The sequence below is a fragment of the Pseudomonas benzenivorans genome (assembly GCF_024397895.1).
Lineage (GTDB): Bacteria > Pseudomonadota > Gammaproteobacteria > Pseudomonadales > Pseudomonadaceae > Aquipseudomonas > Aquipseudomonas benzenivorans_A.
In genome coordinates, this window is sequence record NZ_CP073346.1 from 730741 (window position 1) to 746191 (window position 15451).

The window sequence follows — 15451 nt, forward strand, 5'->3', positions numbered from 1 at the left end:
CGGGCTAGACCAGCTTTTCCAGCTCAGGAATGGCTTCGAACAGGTCAGCTACCAGGCCGTAGTCGGCCACCTGGAAGATCGGCGCCTCCTCGTCCTTGTTGATCGCCACGATCACCTTGGAGTCCTTCATGCCCGCCAGGTGCTGGATCGCGCCGGAAATACCGACGGCGATGTACAGCTGCGGCGCGACGATCTTGCCGGTCTGGCCGACCTGCATGTCGTTCGGCACGAAACCGGCGTCGACGGCCGCGCGGGAAGCGCCGACGGCCGCACCGAGCTTGTCAGCCAGGGCATAGAGGTGCTTGAAGTTGTCACCGTTCTGCATGCCGCGACCGCCGGAAATGACGATCTTGGCAGCGGTCAGCTCCGGACGGTCGGACTTGGCCAGCTCTTCGCCGACGAAGGCCGATTTGCCGGCGTCGCCGCCAACTGCCACGGACTCAACGGTTGCGGAACCGCCTTCGGCAGCCACCGGATCGAAACCAGTGGCGCGCACGGTGATCACCTTGACGGCGGCACTGGACTGCACGGTGGCAATGGCGTTGCCGGCATAGATCGGCCGTTTGAAGGTGTCTGCGCTTTCTACGGCGATAATCTCGGAGATCTGGTCGACGTCCAGCTGGGCAGCCACGCGCGGCAGAAAGTTCTTACCGTTGGTGGTCGCGGCAGCCAGGATGTGGCTGTAGCCGGCACCGAGTTCGGCGATCAGCGGCGCGACGTTTTCCGGCAGCTGATGGGCGAAGGCGGCGTTGTCGGCGACCAGGACCCTGGACACGCCCTCGACCTTGGCCGCGGCTTCAGCAGCGGCGCCGCAACCGGCACCGGCGACCAGGATATGGATGTCGCCACCGATGGCTTTGGCAGCCGCTACGGTATTGAGCGTGGCAGCAGCCAGGGCAGCGTTAGTGTGTTCTGCAACAACCAAGATAGCCATTTAGATTACCTTCGCCTCGTTCTTCAGTTTCTCGACCAGTTCAGCCACGGACTTGACCTTGATGCCGGCCTGGCGGGTCGCCGGGGCTTCGACTTTCAGGGTCTTCACGGTGGAGGTGGTGGCAACGCCCAGGGCGTCCGGAGTCACCACTTCCAGGGGCTTCTTCTTGGCCTTCATGATGTTCGGCAGCGACGCGTAGCGCGGCTCGTTCAGGCGCAGATCGGTGGTGACGATCGCCGGCAGGTTGAGCGCGACGGTCTGCAGGCCGCCATCGATCTCGCGGGTGACATTGACCTTGTCGCCGGCCACTTCCACCTGGGAGGCGAAGGTGCCCTGGGCGAAGCCGGTTAGGGCACCGAGCATCTGGCCGGTCTGGTTGTTGTCACTGTCGATGGCCTGCTTGCCGAGGATCACCAGTTGCGGCTGCTCCTTGTCGGCCACGGCCTTGAGCAACTTGGCCACGGCCAGGGAGTTCAGTTCTTCGGCGGACTCGACCAGGATGGCGCGATCGGCGCCCAGGGCCAGGGCAGTACGCAGCTGCTCTTGCGCAGCGGTCGGGCCGATCGACACGACGACGATCTCGCTCGCCACGCCCTTCTCTTTCAGGCGTACGGCTTCTTCCACGGCGATTTCGCAGAAGGGGTTCATCGACATCTTGACGTTGGCAAGATCAACGCCGCTGCTGTCCGCCTTGACGCGAACCTTGACGTTGTAGTCGACCACTCGTTTGACAGCTACAAGAACCTTCATGGATTCCTCGTTACTCTCCGGTGAATAAGGATGTCGCCAAAGCGAACATAGCGGGTGATGCTAGTCGGCCGGAACCGATTCCAGCCCAGACGGAGGGCGCAAAACCGCCCGTATCTTGACCGCACGCCCCAGCCCGGTCAATACGACGGGCCGGCCAGGCAACTGCGATGTAGTAAGATTCTACCAGTCCTACAGAAAATTCAAACAAACGTTTGTATTGGACCGATCAGAGGGTGTAGATATAATGCCCGCGCTTCGCCCGGGGAACGAGCCTGATCGTCAAATAAAATTAGAGAGCCTTTGAGTAGGAGATAGCCTGTGGAACGCGAATTTATGGAATTCGACGTCGTCATCGTCGGCGCCGGCCCTGCCGGATTGTCCGCCGCCTGCCGACTGAAGCAGAAAGCCGCCGAAGCGGGTAAGGAAATCAGCGTCTGCGTGGTCGAAAAAGGCTCGGAAGTCGGCGCCCACATTCTCTCCGGCGCAGTGTTCGAGCCGCGGGCACTGAACGAGCTGTTCCCGGACTGGAAGGAGCTCGGCGCTCCGCTGCACACGCCGGTCAAGCGCGACGATATCTACCTGCTGAAGAATGCCGAGAAAGCCAGCCGCATTCCTGACCTGTTCGTGCCCAAGACCATGCACAACCAGGGCAACTACATCATCTCCCTGGGCAACCTGTGCCGCTGGTTGGCCCAGCAGGCCGAAAACCTGGGCGTTGAGATCTATCCGGGCTTTGCCGCCCAGGAGGCGCTGATCGACGAATCCGGCGTGGTCCGCGGTATCGTCACCGGTGATCTGGGGGTCGACCGCGAGGGCAACCCGAAAGAGGGCTACTACACCCCTGGCATGGAGCTACGCGCCAAATACACCCTGTTCGCCGAGGGCTGCCGCGGTCATATCGGCAAGCAGCTGATCCAGAAGTACAACCTGGACAGCGAGGCCGACGCCCAGCATTACGGCATCGGCATCAAGGAAATCTGGGACGTCGACCCGGCCAAGCACGAGCAGGGCCTGGTGGTGCACACCGCCGGCTGGCCACTGTCGCTGGTGGACAGCGAAAACACCGGTGGTTCCTTCCTCTATCACCTGGAAAACAACCAGGTGGTGGTCGGCCTGATCGTCGACCTGTCCTACAGCAACCCGCACCTGTCGCCGTTCGACGAGTTCCAGCGCTACAAGCACCACCCGGTTATTGCCCAGTATCTGGAGGGCGGCAAGCGCGTGGCCTATGGCGCTCGCGCCATCTGCAAGGGCGGCCTGAACTCGCTGCCGAAGATGGTATTCGACGGCGGCGCACTGATTGGCTGCGACCTCGGCACTCTCAACTTCGCCAAGATCAAGGGCAGCCACACCGCGATGAAGTCCGGCATGCTCGCCGCCGATGCCGTGGCCGACGTGCTGCTGGCCGGCTCCGAGGGCGGCGACCAGCTGACCGGCTACGTCGAGGCGTTCAAGGCCAGCTGGCTGTATGACGAACTGTTCCGCAGCCGCAACTTCGGCCCGGCGATCCACAAGTTCGGCGTACTGGGCGGAGGCGCGTTCAACTATGTCGACCAGAACCTGTTCGGCGGCAAGATCCCGTTCACCCTGCACGACACCAAGCCGGACTACGCCTGCCTCAAGCCAGCCGCCGAGGCGCAGAAGATCGCCTACCCGAAACCGGACGGCAAACTCAGCTTCGACAAGCTCAGCTCGGTATTCCTCTCCAACACCAACCATGAAGAGGAACAACCCTGCCACCTGAAACTCAGCGATCCGAGCATCCCGATCGCCAAGAACCTGCCGCTGTATGACGAACCGGCCCAACGCTACTGCCCGGCCGGCGTGTACGAGGTGGTGACCCAGGAAGATGGTGAAAAGCGCTTCCAGATCAATGCGCAGAACTGCGTGCACTGCAAGACCTGCGACATCAAGGACCCGGCACAGAACATCACCTGGATCGCGCCTGAAGGCACAGGCGGCCCCAACTACCCCAACATGTAATGACGAAAAAAGGCTCCCTCGGGAGCCTTTTTTCTTGGCCCGCGATAGCCGGCCAGCACCTACCCGCCTAGGCCGGCAGCGGCCCGAGCGGAAAGAACTCGCCCGCGCTCCACACGCCAAGCCAGGTCTGGCCCTCGATCTCGCGCGGCACTGCCAGCTCGACCAGTTGATAGAACACGTTGCGATGGACCAGCGCCTCTAGGTTTGCCCGCACATGCACATAGGGCGCCGGCTCCTGGGTTGCCTCATCCAGCTCGACCCGCAGCGGATGATCGGCGCAAGCCGACACCTGATCCTCGACATTGGTGGTGAAGTGCAGCACCTGCGCCTCCCCCTCGCCCTCCACCCGCAAAACGACCGCCACGAAGGGCGCATCTTCGACCTGGATACCGACCTTCTCCACCGGTGTGACCAGAAAGTACTTGTCGCCATCGCGGCGGATGATGGTGGAGAACAGCCGGACCATCGGCTTGCGGCCGATCGGTGTGCCCATATAGAACCAGCTGCCATCGCGGGCGATGCGCATCTCGATATCGCCACAGAAGTCCGGATTCCACAGGTGCACCGGCGGCAGGCCCGACCGGGCGGCCTTGGGAATCTGCGCCAGCAGGTCGTTGGCTTTGCCTGAATCGCTCATTGACACTCCTTAGCGACCGACCCCGAGCAGGCTGCGCGCGTAATCGCGCAGCGGCGGGCCGATCAGGTCTGCGGGTTGCGCATCGTAGAAGGTCAGGAAACCACCACGACTGCGGATACGGGCAGTATCCACCAAATAGCGCGTATTGGTTTCGATCAGCATCAATTGAATCACACTGCGGTCGGTACCCAGCCGGTCCACCGCCTCTTGGTCAGCCCACTCATCCGCCGTGCCGATACGGTCGTCACTGTAGGCAAAGCGACTGTAAAGCAAATAGTGCGCACCCGCCGCTCGCGCCTGCGACATGGCCTCTTCCAGGCCAGCCGGAGCACGGGCTCGACGCACCAGAGGGAAGTACTCGACGAAACCGTCGAATGCCTCCTCGGCAACGACATTGGGGCGCGGATAGCCATGACCGGCCGGAACGAAATGCCCTTGGGCGATATAGATAAAGGAATCCTGCTGCAGGCGCCGCGAGGCCATGCGCTCGGTCCGGCCGTGATCGAGAACGCCGGCATCGCGCAGGTGATATTCGGCGCCGTCGGCCAGGTCGCTAACCTTCATGCAGCCTGCAATGGCCAGAAGCATCAACGTAAGCATCAAGATTCGCATCGCACCTCTCCCGTCGCCCGCGACGTAAAACCGGCAGTAGGCCCAAAGATGCAGAATCCGCGCCACAAGCGACCCCAAGGGAGTCGCCCGAGCATGAACGAACGCTAGCCGCCGATGATTTTCATCACCGTGGCACCACCGGAGAAGGCGACTTCCTGCTTGTCGCCCAAGGCCTTGACCAGCAACCGCTGCAACGCCGGCAACGCCTGGTGACGCGGCTTGTCCAGGAGGTCGCCGACATAGTGGCGGTTGCTCGACGACAGGCAGCCATGCAGCCAGCCGGTCGACGACAGGCGCAGGCGCGAGCAGGTACGACAGAAGGGCACGCTCTCGTTGGCGATCACGCCGAAGAACCCGAGTCCGGGAAGTTCGTAACGCAGCGCTGTCGCGTCTACCGGCGCATCGGCCTGGACGAAACCATGGCGCTCACCGATCAGCGCCAACAGCTCCGGCATGCCGACGAACTGCTGCAGGAAGCTGTTGCCGTCCCGCGCCAGATGCCCCATGCGCATCAACTCGATGAAGCGCAACTCGAAGCCACGCTCCAGGCAGTACTCGAGCAGCGGCAAGACCTGATCGAGATTCTGCCCGCGCAGCGGCACCATGTTGACCTTGACCTTCAGACCGGCTGCCCGCGCCTCGTCCATGCCCGCCAGCACGGTCGCCAGGTCGCCACCACGGGCGATGCCACGGAAGGCGTCGGCGTCGAGAGTATCCAGGGAAATGTTGAGTCGGCGGATGCCGCACTCCACCAGCAACGGCAGCTTGCGCGCCAGCAGCTGGCCGTTGCTGGTCAGGCTGATATCGGCCAGCCCCAGGTTGCTGACGCCGCGCAGAAAAGGCTCCAGCTTGGGGCTGACCAGGGGTTCGCCACCAGTCACGCGCAGCCGCTCGATGCCGGCGGCCTCGATCAGATAGGCCACCCCGCGCACCATCGCGTCGGAGCTCAGCTCATCCTGCGCCGCCACCAGGCGCTTGCCGTCCGGCACGCAGTAGGTGCAGGCGTAGTTACAGGCGGCGGTCAGACTGATGCGCAGGTTGCGAAAGCGTCTGCCTTGGCGATCAACGATCATGAACGACTCCGGCGATTGATAGCCTTGAGTATATCCCCGCTCGCCATGCTGCCATATGCACCACAAGCGCTGTTGACCAGCGGAATAACGTCAGGCTTGCGGAGGCTCGCCTTCGCGCTTGCGCTTGTTGCCCATGCGTACGCCGATATCCATGAGGAACTGGAAGAAGCCCTCCTGGTCCTCCAGCACATTGCTCCAGAACGGCGAGTGGTACAGCGCCACAGCGCCATGCACCAGCGCCCAGGCCGCGCAATAGTGGAAGTAAGGCGGCACGTCCTCCAGCTTGCCTTCGGCGATACGTCCCTTGATCAACAGGGTCAGACGCTCGAAGTTGGACGCACGGATAGTGTGCAGCTGCTCGACCATCTCCGGCACCTGATTGCCCTTGACCACCTTTTCCTCCAGGCGGTCGAACAAGCGGTAGCGTTGCGGATCGCGCATGCGGAACTCGAAGTAGGCGCGTGACAGCGCTTCCTTGTCCCGATCGACGTCGGCAGAGTGGAACAGCTCGTTCAGGTCGCGCTCATAGTCGAGCATCAGGCGCAGATAGATCTCCGCCTTGGACTTGAAGTGCTTGTAGATCGTGCCTTTGCCGATTCCGACCGCGTCGGCAATCATCTCGACGGTGACGCTGTCTTCGCCCTGCTCGAGGAACAATTTCAGCGCGGTATCGAGAATTTCCTGTTCGCGGCGGCGAAACTCACGGACCTTACGGGGTTCTTTCTGCATAAAAGGACTAAGAGGTCGAAAATCGAAGCCGGCTATTATGCCTATTTAGCGCCAGATTGCACGGATCATCCGACCATGTACGTCATTCAAGATGAATTCCCCCAGGTTGCCGAGCTGCGTTACCTCAACCACGCCGCCGTGTCGCCCTGGCCACAACGCGCCGTGACGGCCATCAATCGCTTCGCCGAACAGAATGCGCGAACCGGCGCCCGCGACTACCCGACCTGGCTCAAGGTCGAGGACACCCTGCGCGAGCGGCTGGCCAGGCTGCTCAACGCTCCGAGCAGCGCCGACATCGCACTGGTCAAGAACACCTCCGAGGCGCTGTCCTTCGTGGCGTTCGGCCTGGACTGGAAGCCAGGCGACCAGGTGGTGATCAGCGACGAAGAGTTCCCCTCCAACCGGGTCGTCTGGCAGGCCCTCGAGCCACTGGGCGTGAAGGTCATTCAGGTCGACCTGCACCAGGGTGATCCTGAGGCTGCCCTGCTCGCCGCCTGCGGCCCACGCACCCGGTTGCTGTCGATCAGCGCCGTACAATACGCCAGCGGTCTGCGCCTGGATCTGGAGCGGCTGGGCCATGGCTGCCGTCAGCGCGGAGTGCTGCTCTGCGTCGATGCGATTCAGCAGCTCGGCGCCCTGCCCTTCGACGTGCAGCGCTATCAGTGCGACTTCGCCATGGCCGATGGCCACAAGTGGCTGCTCGGCCCGGAGGGCCTTGGCGCCTTCTATTGCCGCGGCGAGCTGCGCGAGCAGCTCAAGCTCCATGAGTATGGCTGGCACATGCTCGAGCATCCCGGTGACTACCAGCGCAAAGACTGGCAAGCCGCGCGCACCGCCCGGCGCTTCGAGTGCGGCAGCCCGAACCTGCTTGGCGCCATGGCCCTGGAGGCCAGCCTGTCGCTGTTGGAGGAAGTCGGCATGGCACAGGTGGGGCACGCCGTGGAGGAGCGCGTGCAATGGCTGCTCGACGGCCTGGACACATTGCCCGGCGTCAGCCTGCACAGCCCGCGTAATCCGACGAGGCGCGCCGGCATCGTCACCTTCAGCCTGGCTGGCTGGAACAATCAGGCGCTTTACGAGCGCCTGCGGCGCGAACAGGTGATCTGCGCCCAGCGCGGTGGCGGCGTGCGCCTGTCGCCCCACTTCTACAGCGAGGCGCGAATAATCGAGGAAACGTTGCAGCTGCTGCACCAGCTGGCAGCGGGTTGAGGACTCAACAGTTGCCCGGGTATTCCAAATCTGTTTAAAAACGCTGCGATCGGTGGTGGACGATCGGGAATCTTCGCCAATACTTAGGAGTACTGGTGCGCGGCATCTCCCCCCAAGTGCCCCGCCAGGCAAGGTACCGTGGACCGCGTACCTTGATTTACTCCTAATGGTCTTAACCCGGATTCATCCCCCAGAAGCCGGGTTTTTTTTGCCTTGGATTTGACCACCCGCGACCATCGTAGGAACGCCTTAGGCCACGCGCGCCAGCGGGAACAGGCGCTTGAAATTGGCGGTGGTTTGCTCGGCCAGGGTCTCGAAACTCACCCCGCGCAACACCGCCAGGTATTCGGCCACGTCCCGCACATATTCCGGCAGGTTCGGCTTGCCGCGATGAGGTACAGGGGCCAGGTAGGGGGAGTCGGTCTCCACCAGCAGGCGATCCGCCGGCACCTGCCGGGCGACCTCGCGCAGCGCCTCCGCATTGCGGAAGGTAACGATGCCGGACAGGGAAATGTAGAAACCCAGATCCAGCGCCGCCCTGGCCATCTCCCAGTCTTCGGTGAAGCAGTGCAGCACCCCGGCTTGCGGCAAAGCGGCTTCGCGCAGCAGCGCCAGGGTGTCGGCGCGGGCCTCGCGGGTATGCACGATCACCGGCTTTCCGGTGACCTGGGCAGCCTGCAGATGCAGGCGAAAGGCCTGTTGCTGCGCCTGCGCGGCCTGCGGCTCGTAATGGTAATCCAGCCCGGTCTCGCCGATGGCCACCACCCGGGGATGGTTCAATTCGGCCAGCAACCACTCCAGGGCCGGCGCTGCGCCGGGCTCCAGGTCCAGCGGATGGACGCCCACCGAGCAATCGACATCGGCATAGCGCTCGGCCAATTCCTTGACCGTCGCAGCATTGTCGGCGCTCACACCGATGCAAAGGAAATGGCCAACGCCGCGCGCACGCGCCGCCGCCAGCGCCGAGTCGAGCGAGCCGTCGTGGGCGGCCAGGTCGAGGCGGTCGAGATGACAGTGGGAATCAACCAGCATGGAGAACAATCACTTGAGGGTCGGCGCCATCACCGGCACTGCGGGTCCGGACGCCCGGGTGGAATTAGCAGCAGGCTACATCGTGTGGGTCGGACGGTCCGACTTCAATGCGCCCGCCAGGTAGGTTTCGATCTTGTTGCGCGCGGTGTTGTCGCCCTCGTTGAACTGCACACCGACCCCCGCCGCCCGGTTACCCTGGGCGCCCTTGGGGGTGATCCACACCACCTTCCCCGCCACCGGAATCTTTTCCGGCTCATCCATCAGGTTGAGCAGCATGAACACTTCATCGCCGAGCTTGTAGCTCTTGTTGGTCGGGATGAACAGCCCACCATTCTTGATGAATGGCATGTAGGCGGCATAGAGCACGGACTTGTCCTTGATCGTCAGAGACAAGATTCCATTACGCGGACCCAAGTTAGGTGGCAAGCTCATGCGGCATTCCTGACTTCAATACTCAATGGCCGATTCTAGCCCGGTCCGGGCAGGCTTGCCCACTGCACCAGCAGTGCTTCGAGAAGCAACACACTGTTCAGGTTGGCCTTGCCGACCACTTTCTGGCGCTGCTGCAGCAACCAGTCCTGCATGCCCAGCACCCTGGCCTGCGGCGTCTTGTCCGCCAGGTACTGCACCACCTTGCGCATGTCGTCGAGCCCCAGCCCTTGCTCATCCCGGGTCATCTGGTAGCGCAACATCAACTGCGCCCAGTCGCAGAACCAGTCGAACAGCATCGGCAACGGCAGGGCTTTCCAGGCCTCGGCCAACTGGCTGGCAGCGGCCTGCTGCTTGAGCAGCTTCTTCACCCCGTCCACCACCAGCGCCCGCTGCTCCCGCACGCCTTGCTGCTGCAGGGCGCGGGCAGTCAGGGGCGAGCCTGCCGCCAGGATCAGCAGCTCTCGGCACTCATCCTCGCCACACTCCGGCAGCGCTTGCGCCAGCCAGGCCAGGCTGGTCGCCGAATCGGGCAGCGGGCAGGCCTGCTGCACGCAGCGACTCTTGATGGTGGGCAGCAGTCGGCTCGGCTGATGGCTGAGCAACAGCAGCACGGTATCGCCGGAGGGCTCCTCCAGACTCTTAAGCAAGGCGTTGGACGCGGCGAGGGTCATGTCTTCGGCAGGGGGCTCGGCGATCAGCACCACCTTGCGCCCGCTCAACTGCGCAGTCTTGTTGACGAAACCGATCAGCTCGCGGACATCGTCGACGCCGACGCTTTTCTTGTCCCCGCTCGGCTTCAGCTCGAACATATCCGGATGACTGCCGGCCGCCAGCAGATGGCAACCCTTGCACTGGCCGCAAGCCTCCAGGCCAGCCGGCTGCTGGCACAGCAGGCGCGCCATCAGGCGCTCGGCCAGGGCGCGCTTGCCGATTCCGGCGGGCCCCAGCAGCAGGTAGGCATGGGCATGCTGGGTGCGCCCGGCCAATTGCTGCCAGAGCGCGTCCTGCCACGGGTAGGCTTCAGCCACGGCACAGCTCCACGATTTGCGGCAGCAGATCATCCAGGGCTTGCTGGACCCGACTTAAGGGCTGTGCGGCATCGAGAATCCGGTAGCGCTGCGGCGCCGATTCGGCACGGCGCAGATAGGTCTGGCGTACCGCATCGAAGAAGATGCGCCCTTCCTGCTCGAAGCGGTCAAGGCGCCCCCGGGCCGCCGCCCGGGCCAGGCCAACCTCGATCGGCAGGTCGAAGACCAGGGTCAGGTCCGGACGCAGCTCACCCTGCACGAAATGCTCCAGCGCGGCGATCCGCGCCTCCGACACGCCGCGGCCGCCCCCCTGATAGGCGTAGGTGGCGTCGGTGAAGCGGTCGCAGAGCACCACGCAACCCCGTGCCAAGGCCGGCCGAATCACCTGAGCCAGGTGCTGGGCGCGCGCCGCGAACACCAGCAGCAACTCGGTATCGGCCGCCATGGTCTCGTCGCTCGGCGCGAGCAGGATTTCACGCACGCGCTCCGCCAGCGGCGTACCACCGGGCTCGCGGGTCAGCAGCACCTCGATGCCCTGTTCGGCCAGGCGTGCGGCCAGGTAATCGCGATTGGTACTCTTGCCTGCCCCTTCCGGACCTTCCAAGGTGATAAACAAGCCGCTCACGGGTCGTCCTTATGATTGCTCGACTGGATAGGGTTGGGGCTGGAGCGATAGTCGGCACGCCGATTGAGCTGGTAGGCACGCACCGCCCGGTTGTGCGCATCCAGATTGTCGGAGAAGACATGGCTGCCATCACCACGGGCCACGAAATAAAGGCTACTGCCCGCCACCGGATGCAAGGCCGCATGAATGGCCTCGCGACCGACCAGGGCGATTGGCGTCGGCGGCATGCCGTCGATCATATAGGTGTTGTAGGGTGTCGCCTCGCGCAGGTGAGCGCGCGATAGCTTGCCGTTGTAGCGCTCGCCCAAACCGTAGATCACCGTCGGGTCGGTCTGCAGGCGCATGCCAATGCGCAGGCGGCGGACGAACACGCCGGCGATGGCCCCACGCTCCTCCGGCACCCCGGTCTCCTTCTCGATCATCGAGGCCATGATCAGGGCGTCGTAGGGCTCGCGGTAAGGCAGGCCGTCGGCGCGCGCCTCCCACTCCTCGGCCAACACCTGCTTCAAGCGGGCATGGGCCTGCTTGAGCAGGTCCAGGTCAGTGGTGCCGCGCACGTAGCGGTAGGTATCGGGAAAGAAGCGCCCCTCTGGATTGACCCCGCCCAGCCCGAGACGCTCCATCAGCTGCGCATCGCTCAACCCACTCAGAACCGACTCAAGCTTGCTGGCGCGCTCCAACGCGGCGCGCACTTGGCGAAAATTCCAGCCCTCGACCAGGGTCAGGCTGTATTGCACCACCTCCCCACGGCGCCACTGCACCAGCATGTCATTCACGGTCTGGCCTGGCGCCAGACGGTATTCACCGCTGTGCAGCGGCTGCCCCCGGAGATTGAAACGCCAGTACAGCCGCAGCCAGAACGCATCCTCCAGCACCCCGTCGGCCTGCAGGCGATTGAGCACCCCGCCCGGGGTGGCGCCGGCCGGCACTTCCAGCAGGCGCTCCTCGGCCAATTGCAACGGTTGCTGCAATGCCGCGTGTTGCTGCCAGGCGGCAAAGACCACCAGCAACCCGGCCAGCAACACGCCACCTTCCAGCAGCAGTATCTTGCGTATCACAGATCAGCAGTCCAGTAGATCGCAGGCTATGGCCTGCAGTTTACGGGTGAGCGGCCCTACCGACCAGTCACGGTGCAGCAGTGCCCGCACCGGCCATACCCCGTAGAGGCTGTTGCAGAGAAAAACCTCATCAGCGTCCAGCAGCGCATCGAGGCCAAAATCGCCGACCTCGCAGGAGACGCCCAGCGTCTCGGCCTGTGCCAATAGCTCCGCGCGCATGACCCCGGCAACCCCGCAGCGGGACAGGTCCGGGGTCAGCAGGGCACCGCCCTTGACCAGAAACAGGTTGCTGAAGACCCCCTCGATCACCCGCCCCGCCCCATCCTGCATCAGGCCTTCGGCATGTTCGGAGTCCTGCCATTCGCTTCGCGCCAGTACCTGCTCCAGGCGATTGAGGTGCTTCATACCGGCCAGCAGGGGCTGCTCGGCCAGGCGCGTAGTGCACGGAAAAAGACGCACTCCAAGCTCGGCATGCTGGGTCGGGTAGGTCGGTTTCGGGCTGCCCTGCAGGATTCGCCGCACCATTGTCGGCTGCGGCGGCGCATAGCCGCGCAGGCCGTCGCCGCGCGTAAGGATAAGCTTGACCACGCCCTCGCCCAGCTGACGACTGAAGGCTTGCAGCTCCCCGCGCAGCAAGGGCGCGTCGAACGGCAGGCACAGGCGCGCGCAGCCATCGGCCAGGCGCGCCAGGTGACGATCCAGCAGTGTCGGCGCACCCTCTCGGACGGCGATGGTTTCGAACAGCCCATCACCGTACGCCAGGCCGCGATCCTTGACGGAAAGCTGCTCGGAAGGCCGACCGTCGACCCAGCTCAGCATCAACCGGCGAACCGACGGAATACCAGTGAGCCGTTGGTTCCACCGAAACCGAAAGAGTTGGAGAGCACCACGTCGATGGCCATTGCCTTGGCCTGGTGCGGCACGAAGTCGAGGTCACAGCCCTCGTCCGGCTGATCCAGATTGATGGTCGGCGGAGCCACTTGCTCGCGCAGCGCCAGCACGCTGAAGATCGCCTCCACCGCACCGGCAGCGCCGAGCAGGTGACCGGTCATCGACTTGGTCGAACTGACGGCAAGCTGGTAGGCATGTTCGCCGAACACCGACTTGATCGCCGCCACTTCGGCCTTGTCACCTGCCGAGGTCGAGGTGCCATGGGCGTTGATGTACTGCACCTGACTGGCGTCGAGCCCGGCATCGCGCAGGGCGTTGGCCATGCAGCGCGCGGCCCCTGCGCCGTCTTCCGGTGGCGAGGTCATGTGGAAGGCATCGCCGCTCATGCCGAAACCTATCAGCTCGGCATAGATGGTCGCACCGCGGGCCTTGGCATGCTCCAGCTCTTCCAGCACCAGGGTGCCGGCGCCGTCGGACAGGACGAAACCATCGCGATCCTTGTCCCACGGACGACTGGCCTTGGTCGGTTCATCGTTGCGGGTCGACAGCGCCCGCGCGGCCGCGAAGCCGCCGATGCCCAGACCGCAGGCGGCCATCTCGGCGCCACCGGCGACCATCACGTCCGCCTCGCCATAGGCGATGTTGCGGGCAGCCATGCCGATGCAATGGGTGCCGGTGGTACACGCCGTGGCGATGGCGTAGTTAGGCCCCTGCAGCCCCAGATGGATCGACAGGAAGCCGGAAATCATGTTGATGATCGAACCGGGCACGAAGAACGGCGAGATACGCCGCGGCCCCTGCTCATGCAGCGCCTTGCAGCTGTTCTCGATGTTGGTCAGGCCGCCGATACCGGAGCCAAGCGCCACGCCAATGCGTTCACGATTGGCATCGGTGACTTCCAATCCGGAATCGCGCACCGCCTGAAAGCTGGCGGCCAGGCCGTACTGGATAAACAGATCGAGCTTGCGCGCCTCTTTGGCCGACAAGTATTGCTCGACGTCAAAGCCCTTAACCGAACCGCCAAAGCGGGTGGAATAGGCCGACAGGTCCATGTGCTCGATCAGGCCGATGCCGCTGCGCCCGGCCAAAATGCCCTGCCAGCTGCTCAGCACATCGTTACCCAGCGGCGAAACCATGCCCATACCGGTAACCACGACGCGTCTACGCGACACAGCAATCTCCTCTTGTTCGGTTTTACAACGCTTGCAATGCGCTTAAAGAAAAGCCGCACGCCCGATGAAGGCGTGCGGCTTTTCCTAGTCGGGAATCGACGATTCGCTTACTGCGCGTTGGCAGTCACGTAATCGATGGCTTCCTGAACGGTGGTGATCTTCTCAGCTTTCTCGTCCGGGATCTCGGTCTCGAATTCCTCTTCGAGAGCCATCACCAGCTCAACGGTGTCAAGAGAGTCGGCACCCAGGTCTTCAACGAAGGAAGCGCTGTTGGTTACTTCGTCTTCTTTGACGCCAAGCTGCTCGGCAACGATTTTCTTGACGCGTTCTTCGATGGTGCTCATACCTTGTTCTCACTCCTAATGGGACAAATCCAGGCCACTGGTCGGCGGCCAAGTGTATAGAAAGGGTTTTTAGCATTTCAAGCTGAATGCCGGGGTGCCCCCAGGAACACTTCAACGATCTGTCTATAAACCAGTTGCAGCTTTATATCGGATTTTAGACAGCGTCTATGACAGTTTTCCGAAGGCATCCGTCACATTTAGCTCATGTACATACCGCCATTCACAGGGATAGTAGCTCCTGTGACGTAGGCTGCGCCATCGGAAGCAAGGAAAGCGACCACTTTTGCGATCTCTTCGGCCTGCCCCAAACGGCCCAGCGGAATCTGGTTCAGCAGCGCATCGCGCTGACCTTCCGGCAGTTCGCGGGTCATATCGGTATCGATAAAGCCCGGCGCCACGGCGTTCACGGTGATCGCCCGCGACCCGACTTCACGGGCCAGCGCACGACCAAAACCTTCCAGTCCGGCCTTGGCTGCGGCGTAGTTTACCTGCCCGGCGTTGCCCATGGCGCCGACCACCGATCCGATATTGATGATGCGACCGAAACGGGCCTTGGTCATGCCACGCAGCACGGCCTTGGACAGGCGATACAAGCTGTTCAGATTGGTGTTGATGACATCGAACCATTCGTCATCTTTCATCCGCAACATCAGATTATCGCGGGTGATGCCGGCATTATTGACCAGAATCAGCGGCTGACCCAGGTGCTGCTGGATATGTTCCAGGGTGCTCGACACCGACTCGTCGCTGCTGACATCCAGCACCAACCCCGCCCCCTCTATGCCGTTGGCTTTCAGGGTTTCGGCGATGCGCTCGGCACCGGAGGCCGAAGTGGCGGTGCCGATGACTACGGCGCCTTGACGCCCCAGCTCCAGCGCGATGGCCTGGCCAATGCCGCGGCTCGCGCCGGTGACCAGTGCAACCTTACCTTGCAGGCTCATA

At 63.3% G+C, this 15451-nt stretch carries 17 protein-coding genes; 2 read left to right on the plus strand and 15 right to left on the minus strand.

The genetic code is table 11. The features are described 5' to 3' along the window. Positions 1-4: 4 nt before the first annotated feature. Together KDW96_RS03315 and KDW96_RS03320 are read right to left on the minus strand one after the other, a co-directional pair. Complete coding sequence (locus KDW96_RS03315) at positions 5-934, minus strand: electron transfer flavoprotein subunit alpha/FixB family protein (RefSeq protein ID WP_255838994.1); 930 nt, start codon at positions 932-934, stop codon at positions 5-7. Continuing rightward, positions 935-1684 carry an electron transfer flavoprotein subunit beta/FixA family protein gene (locus tag KDW96_RS03320; protein ID WP_255838995.1) on the minus strand — a complete coding sequence of 250 codons (750 nt, stop codon included), beginning with the start codon at positions 1682-1684 and terminating at the stop codon, positions 935-937. Positions 1685-2002: 318 nt separating this feature from the next. Here KDW96_RS03320 and KDW96_RS03325 point away from each other — a divergent pair, with 318 nt between their 5' ends. Next, entirely contained in the window at positions 2003-3667 is a 1665-nt protein-coding gene (locus tag KDW96_RS03325) for an electron transfer flavoprotein-ubiquinone oxidoreductase (RefSeq protein ID WP_255838996.1), read from the plus strand. A 67-nt stretch (positions 3668-3734) separates the two neighbouring features. On the opposite strand, the gene KDW96_RS03330 is transcribed toward KDW96_RS03325, so the two are convergent. From KDW96_RS03330 to KDW96_RS03345, 4 genes are all read right to left on the minus strand, one after another. Further along, positions 3735-4304 carry a DUF1285 domain-containing protein gene (locus KDW96_RS03330; protein ID WP_255838997.1) on the minus strand — a complete coding sequence of 190 codons (570 nt, stop codon included), beginning with the start codon at positions 4302-4304 and terminating at the stop codon, positions 3735-3737. Positions 4305-4313: 9 nt separating this feature from the next. After that, complete coding sequence (locus KDW96_RS03335; protein ID WP_255838998.1) at positions 4314-4916, minus strand: DUF4823 domain-containing protein; 603 nt, start codon at positions 4914-4916, stop codon at positions 4314-4316. 104 nt (positions 4917-5020) lie between these two features. Beyond that, positions 5021-5989: a GTP 3',8-cyclase MoaA gene (locus KDW96_RS03340; RefSeq protein ID WP_255838999.1), complete on the minus strand. Its 969-nt coding sequence runs from the start codon at positions 5987-5989 to the stop codon at positions 5021-5023. Between the two features lie 90 nt (positions 5990-6079). After that, the gene (locus tag KDW96_RS03345; RefSeq protein WP_255839000.1) at positions 6080-6718 is read right to left on the minus strand and encodes a TetR/AcrR family transcriptional regulator; all 639 of its coding nucleotides are present in this window, start codon (positions 6716-6718) and stop codon (positions 6080-6082) included. A 75-nt stretch (positions 6719-6793) separates the two neighbouring features. Between KDW96_RS03345 and KDW96_RS03350 the strand changes: the two genes are divergently transcribed. Continuing rightward, positions 6794-7927: an aminotransferase class V-fold PLP-dependent enzyme gene (locus tag KDW96_RS03350; protein WP_255839001.1), complete on the plus strand. Its 1134-nt coding sequence runs from the start codon at positions 6794-6796 to the stop codon at positions 7925-7927. Between the two features lie 249 nt (positions 7928-8176). On the opposite strand, the gene KDW96_RS03355 is transcribed toward KDW96_RS03350, so the two are convergent. The 9 genes from KDW96_RS03355 to fabG form a co-directional block, all read right to left on the minus strand. Beyond that, complete coding sequence (locus KDW96_RS03355) at positions 8177-8959, minus strand: TatD family hydrolase (protein ID WP_255839002.1); 783 nt, start codon at positions 8957-8959, stop codon at positions 8177-8179. A 75-nt stretch (positions 8960-9034) separates the two neighbouring features. Next, positions 9035-9391, minus strand: coding sequence for a PilZ domain-containing protein (locus KDW96_RS03360; protein WP_042556691.1), 357 nt, complete (start codon positions 9389-9391; stop codon positions 9035-9037). A gap of 35 nt (positions 9392-9426) precedes the next feature. After that, positions 9427-10419, minus strand: a complete 993-nt coding sequence (locus KDW96_RS03365) for a DNA polymerase III subunit delta' (RefSeq protein WP_255839003.1) — start codon at positions 10417-10419, stop codon at positions 9427-9429. After that, positions 10412-11044, minus strand: coding sequence for a dTMP kinase (tmk, locus tag KDW96_RS03370; protein WP_255839004.1), 633 nt, complete (start codon positions 11042-11044; stop codon positions 10412-10414). The genes KDW96_RS03365 and tmk overlap by 8 nt, the downstream gene beginning before the upstream one ends. Continuing rightward, positions 11041-12102 carry an endolytic transglycosylase MltG gene (mltG, locus tag KDW96_RS03375; RefSeq protein ID WP_255839005.1) on the minus strand — a complete coding sequence of 354 codons (1062 nt, stop codon included), beginning with the start codon at positions 12100-12102 and terminating at the stop codon, positions 11041-11043. The genes tmk and mltG overlap by 4 nt, the downstream gene beginning before the upstream one ends. Before the next feature lie 3 nt (positions 12103-12105). After that, positions 12106-12921, minus strand: coding sequence for an aminodeoxychorismate lyase (pabC, locus tag KDW96_RS03380; RefSeq protein ID WP_255839006.1), 816 nt, complete (start codon positions 12919-12921; stop codon positions 12106-12108). Next, positions 12921-14165, minus strand: a complete 1245-nt coding sequence (gene fabF, locus KDW96_RS03385; protein WP_255839007.1) for a beta-ketoacyl-ACP synthase II — start codon at positions 14163-14165, stop codon at positions 12921-12923. Before fabF ends, pabC begins: the two co-directional genes overlap by 1 nt. A 107-nt stretch (positions 14166-14272) precedes the next feature. Then, the gene (gene acpP / locus KDW96_RS03390) at positions 14273-14509 is read right to left on the minus strand and encodes an acyl carrier protein (RefSeq protein WP_255839008.1); all 237 of its coding nucleotides are present in this window, start codon (positions 14507-14509) and stop codon (positions 14273-14275) included. Positions 14510-14706: 197 nt separating this feature from the next. After that, a complete protein-coding gene (gene fabG / locus KDW96_RS03395; protein WP_255839009.1) occupies positions 14707-15450 on the minus strand; it encodes a 3-oxoacyl-ACP reductase FabG in 744 nt (247 codons plus the stop codon). Between the last annotated feature and the right edge of the window lies 1 nt (position 15451).